Annotated in this window: 4 protein-coding genes, 1 tRNA gene and 2 pseudogenes; 5 read left to right on the forward strand and 2 right to left on the reverse strand. The window is 65.3% G+C overall.

Annotated elements, in window-relative coordinates; genetic code table 11:
* Nucleotides 1-69: 69 nt before the first annotated feature.
* A tRNA-Gly gene (locus VIU94_RS42580) sits at nucleotides 70-143 on the forward strand.
* 51 nt (nucleotides 144-194) lie between these two features.
* On the opposite strand, the pseudogene VIU94_RS42585 reads toward VIU94_RS42580, so the two are convergent.
* Nucleotides 195-497: pseudogene (locus VIU94_RS42585) on the reverse strand (tyrosine-type recombinase/integrase); the annotation flags it as partial.
* Nucleotides 498-584: 87 nt separating this feature from the next.
* On the opposite strand from VIU94_RS42585, the gene VIU94_RS42590 reads away from it, so the two are divergent.
* From VIU94_RS42590 to VIU94_RS42600, 3 genes are all read left to right on the forward strand, one after another.
* On the forward strand, nucleotides 585-1,862 hold the full coding sequence (locus VIU94_RS42590) for a pentapeptide repeat-containing protein (RefSeq protein WP_331920721.1): 1,278 nt from the start codon (nucleotides 585-587) through the stop codon (nucleotides 1,860-1,862).
* A complete protein-coding gene (locus tag VIU94_RS42595) occupies nucleotides 1,828-2,352 on the forward strand; it encodes a hypothetical protein (RefSeq protein ID WP_331920723.1) in 525 nt (174 codons plus the stop codon). The genes VIU94_RS42590 and VIU94_RS42595 overlap by 35 nt, the downstream gene beginning before the upstream one ends.
* A gap of 316 nt (nucleotides 2,353-2,668) precedes the next feature.
* Nucleotides 2,669-3,154: a DUF4265 domain-containing protein gene (locus VIU94_RS42600; protein WP_331920725.1), complete on the forward strand. Its 486-nt coding sequence runs from the start codon at nucleotides 2,669-2,671 to the stop codon at nucleotides 3,152-3,154.
* Nucleotides 3,155-3,565: 411 nt separating this feature from the next.
* Here the strand turns inward: VIU94_RS42600 and VIU94_RS42605 are convergent, their stop codons facing one another.
* Nucleotides 3,566-4,123 (reverse strand): ImmA/IrrE family metallo-endopeptidase, encoded by a 558-nt coding sequence (locus tag VIU94_RS42605; RefSeq protein WP_331920727.1) that lies wholly within the window; start codon nucleotides 4,121-4,123, stop codon nucleotides 3,566-3,568.
* 11 nt (nucleotides 4,124-4,134) lie between these two features.
* Here VIU94_RS42605 and VIU94_RS42610 point away from each other — a divergent pair.
* Nucleotides 4,135-4,580: pseudogene (locus VIU94_RS42610) on the forward strand (S8 family serine peptidase); the annotation flags it as partial.
* Nucleotides 4,581-4,652 lie beyond the last annotated feature (72 nt).

A 4,652-nucleotide genomic window follows, 5' to 3' on the forward strand; every position in this document is an offset into this window, starting at 1 on the left:
ACGCGACACGTCGGGAGTCCGGGATGAGGTACAGTGTGTGACGCTACGGTACGGATCACCGACCGACGCGCGGATGTAGTTTAATGGTAGAACATGAGCTTCCCAAGCTTATAGCGCGGGTTCGATTCCCGTCATCCGCTCCACTGCAAAGCCCCGGGTCAGAGACCCGGGGCTTTTGTGTTGCGTAGAGCTTTCTATTGGTTGCGTGCCAGATCCGTGCCAGATGGGTCGGCTGCTTTGGTGCGGAGGGATTGGACGCGGGCGTTGATCCCCGCGGCGACCTCGCGCTGCCGGTCGAGGTTCGAATGCTGGTAGATCATGGCCGCCTTCTCTGAGGACTGGCCGGCGCGGACCATCGTGTCCTTGAGCGTGGCGCCGGACTGCGTCGAGAGCGTGTGCCCGGTGTGGCGAAGGTCGTAGAAGGTGAACCCGTCGGGCAGGCCGGCCGCCTTACGCGCCTTCTTCTACTTCCTACCGAACGTCGCACGCCGGAAGGGAGCGTCCCGGCGCTCGTACGGTCAGTATGTGCTCGGTGCAGGCGCGGTACGGCAACCTGGCCTACTCCGTCCTGCGTCCCTCCCCGTATGACCGCCACTACACCCGACGCAGCCGGTGCCCTGAGCGCTCCCCACTGGCCACATTGTGGGCAGGGTGCGGACCCCGTTGGCTGTCGCGGCCGCCGGGTCGAACCGTACGCCGAATGTCTGGCACACCTAAGCGCTGCTGACCGCTCCGCGTATCTTGCCGGCCTGCACCCTGGAGCCAACCTCGACCACCGCGGTACGAGCTTCACCGAGCATCTGCTGTGCGAACTGCTCGCAGCGTTCCATGAACCCACCACAGGTCCAACCCGCCTGGGCTCAGTCTGGTTCAACGAAGCACGGTTCAGGGGCAACGCCTGGTTTCGCGAGGCGGAGTTCAGTGGTGAGACCAAGTTCAGCGAAGCCGTGTTCAATGGCAAGGCCAGGTTTGGTCAGGCGTCATTTAGCGCCGACGTCGAGTTTGATGGGGTGAAGTTCGAAGACGGCGCTGATTTCGAAGGCGCGGAGTTCAGTGGCCGCGTCTGGTTTAGCGGGGCGCAGTTTCGTGGCGGAGCCAAGTTCCGCGGGGCGAATTTCAACAGAGATGCCTACTTCGCCGTGGCGCAGTTCCGCAACGGAGCCTGGTTCAACGGGGCTAAGTTCAGCGGCGACGCTCGTTTCGAGGGAGTGGAGATCGATCACTATGCCGGCTTCGTGGGGACAGTTCTTGAGACCGCTTCCACAATAGGACCGTTGGTCTCCAATGGGGAGCTTGATCTCTCGGAGGCAGTTTTCGGGGCCGCCGTGACGGTTGAGGCGGCGACTGCAAGCCTGCGGTGTCGGCGGACACGCTGGCTGTCTACTGCAGCACTGCGCCTGCGGTACGCCACAGTTGACCTCAGCGACGCGGTAGTGGAGTACCCGGTGAGCATCGCCGCCCGCTCCCGGCCCTTCACCTTGTACGGCGCAGAGAATCTACCCGAAGCAGATCTGACAGACCCCCGCGTGCGAGTCATGTCGCTGCGGGGTGTGGATGCCGCGCACCTCGTGCTTACCGACGTCGACCTCACCGAGACTCTGTTCGCCGGGACGATTCACCTCGATCAGTTGCAACTGGAGGGGCTCTATGCGCTGGCTGTCGCCCCGTCCGGTCTACGTCGACGTGGGATGCGGCCGGTGCGCTGGACGCCGCGCCGGACACTGGCTGAAGAGCATCACTGGCGTGCTGCCCGCTTCGCGGGTGCAGGTGGGCTGGACACCTGCACCAGAAGGGGAAGAAGTCCTGGAGCCAGCCGCGCTGGCACCCGTGTACCGGAAATTACGCAAGAGCTTCGAAGATAACAAGCACGAACCCGGAGCTGCAGATTTCTACTACGGCGAAATGGAGATGCGTCGTCACGCCGACGACATACCCCGGTCTGAGCGCATGCTGCTCACGTCATACTGGGCGCTCTCCGGCTACGGTCTCCGGGCCTCGCGCGCAATAGGATGGCTAATGCTGGCCATGACTCTTACTGTGTTGGTGATGATGCTTTGGGGCCTGCCCAAGGACGGCTCAAAGTCGTTGACCACGGGTACGGTCGACGGTCGGCGCATCACGATGACGAGTGACACGCCCGATCCCATAAACCCAGACGGCTCGCTTCGGGATCGACTGTCGACTGAGCGGTTCGAGAAGTCGCTGCGTGTCGTCATCAACTCGGTGGTTTTCCGCGCCTCCGGGCAAGAGTTGACCACTGTCGGCACGTACTCCGAGATGGCGTCCCGCATTGGCGAGCCGATCCTGCTCGGCTTCGCCGCCCTCGCCATCCGCGGCCGGGTGAAGCGGTAGCCCTACGACCTGACGTCGCCAGTGGCTGACCTTGAGTACCCGCTCCAACTGTCAACCCGGAGAAATCCTGAGCCAGGGCCGCCGCGTCTACCTACCGGCGGCCGTGGCTGGAGCAGAAGGGACTGACATCGAGGCCTGACATCAACGACGGCGGACGGCACCGGCCATGCATGCACATCGGCAGCGTAGGCAGACCCGATAGCGCCAGTGGTAGGGATATCTGATCGAACTCCTAGAGCGGATGTCAGCCCGTCCGGCCCGGCTCGAACGAAGGTGGGACCGGTCGCTGTCATGGTGATCGTGCATGCTGTCAGGCATGGATGAGCCGGCCCCGGCGTACGTGAAGGTCCACTTCCGACTTGAGATCGAGAACGACTGGCCACCCGCCGCGGTGGAGAGTCTTTGGGCCATCGAACGCGGTGACGGAGCGGTTGAGTTGGCGAACACCCCCTTCTTCGTGCGGGGCGTGGCCATCGGCGATGCCGTCGAGACTTCCACTGACGATGAAGGGGCCAGGTGGGCTGGCAGTGTGATCCGCCCCTCGGCCAACTGCACGATCCGATTGATCGTGCTGCGCGGCGGCGGTTCAGCGGCAGCCCGACAGACCGTACTCAACGTCTTCCACAAGCTGGCTGCGGGCGGTGAGGGTATTGAGCAGTTCCGCATGGTGGCCCTCGACATCCCGCCGGACGCCAAGCTCGGCAGGATCAAGCGACTTCTTCACCACGGGGTCGATGAAGAGTGGTGGGACATGGAGGAGGGTTGCATCACCGACGCGTGGCGGACCGCAGAGGCTGGATAGCTCCGAGCCGTGCCAGATCGCGTGCCAGATAAGGCGGGGAACCACGGTCAATGGCGGGTGCAACGGGGAGGCCTTCCGGGCTCCCTGGAAGCCGTTTGCGCTGGTCAGGGCCCCGCAGCCGCGCCCAAGATCGGTGATTCCCAAGCTTATAGCGCGGGTTCGATTCCCGTCATCCGCTCGTGAACGAAGGCCCTGGTCAGAGACCAGGGCCTTCGTCGTCGTCTAGACCTGTCGGGGGCTGCCGTGCCCTCCGCGTGCCCCAACTCGGGGATATGCCCTGACGACAGGTCTGCCCCTGCACCACGTAGGTGACGCAGGGGCAGATCTGTCTCAGAATGCGAGCGCGACTTCGCTGTGACTCGCGCCACTTCCGACCGGCGGAACGTTCCTCCGCACACGCAAAGGCGAGTGTCAGCGCACGACGGAGAGCTGCGGCCTACGGGAGGCAGTCGTACGGGTGCCACCGCGCCCGCCCTCCTGGGCGATGACCACCAAGCCGAAGATCAGGTCACTGAGGTCCGCCGGCCTCAGGTCGAGATCGCGTGCGATTTCCGCCAGCGGGGTGCCTTCCGCTCGGAGAGCGGCGAAGACCTTGCCCAGCACCTGGGAAGTTTCCCGCGTAAGCGTGCTCTGGGGCTCCGACTTCCGGTAGCCCATGCGACTGAGCTCGACGCAGTGCGTGCGGTACTGCCATTCGGTGGTGAGGTTGAGTTCGTGCAGGCGGTGGGCGAGTGCCATGGCGGCGACTTTCCAGCGTCGCTTCGCCTGCAGGATCCAGGTGGTGCTCGGGTTGCGAGGGGCGTGTGCCAGAACGTCTGCGGCCGGCATGAGCAGGGCCGCAGCGAAGCGGTGTGCTTCGCCTTCGGCCTGGGGCCCGCGGGGTACCTGCTCCTCACCGTGCAGAACCAAGTGCCCCAGCTCGTGTGCGGCGTCGAAGCGTCCGCGCTCGGCGGTCTTCTCGGTGTTCAACAGCACGAACGGATGCCGCGCTCGACGACGCCGTCAAGCGCTCGGTCGCCTCCGGCGTCAGCTACGCGGTCGCCGCCGGGAACGGCAACCAGGGCGGCAGGGCACAGGACGCCTGCAACTACTCCCCCGCCCGGGTGCCCGAGGCGATCACCGTCGGCGCGACGGACAAGACCGACACGAAGGCGTCGTGGTCCAACTACGGCACCTGCGTCGATCTGTTCGCCCCGGGCGTCGGCATCACCTCGTCCTGGAACAGCGGCAACACCGCCACCAACACCATCAGCGGTACGTCCATGGCCACGCCGCACGTGGCAGGGGTCGCCGCCCTCTACCTCGCCGCCCACCCCTCGCCACACCGGCGCAGGTCCGGGACGCGATGGTCGCCGCCACGACGAGCGGCGTCGTGAAGAGTGCGGGCAACGGCTCGCCGAACAGGCTGCTCTACTCCCTGTTCTGACCGCTCTGCGCCGGTGGTCGTCCCGCGCCCGATCGCCGGGACGGCCACCGGCCGAAGCCGCTGGTCTGCCAG

Source organism: Streptomyces sp. (genome assembly GCF_036566765.1).
Classification (GTDB): Bacteria; Actinomycetota; Actinomycetes; order Streptomycetales; family Streptomycetaceae; genus Streptomyces.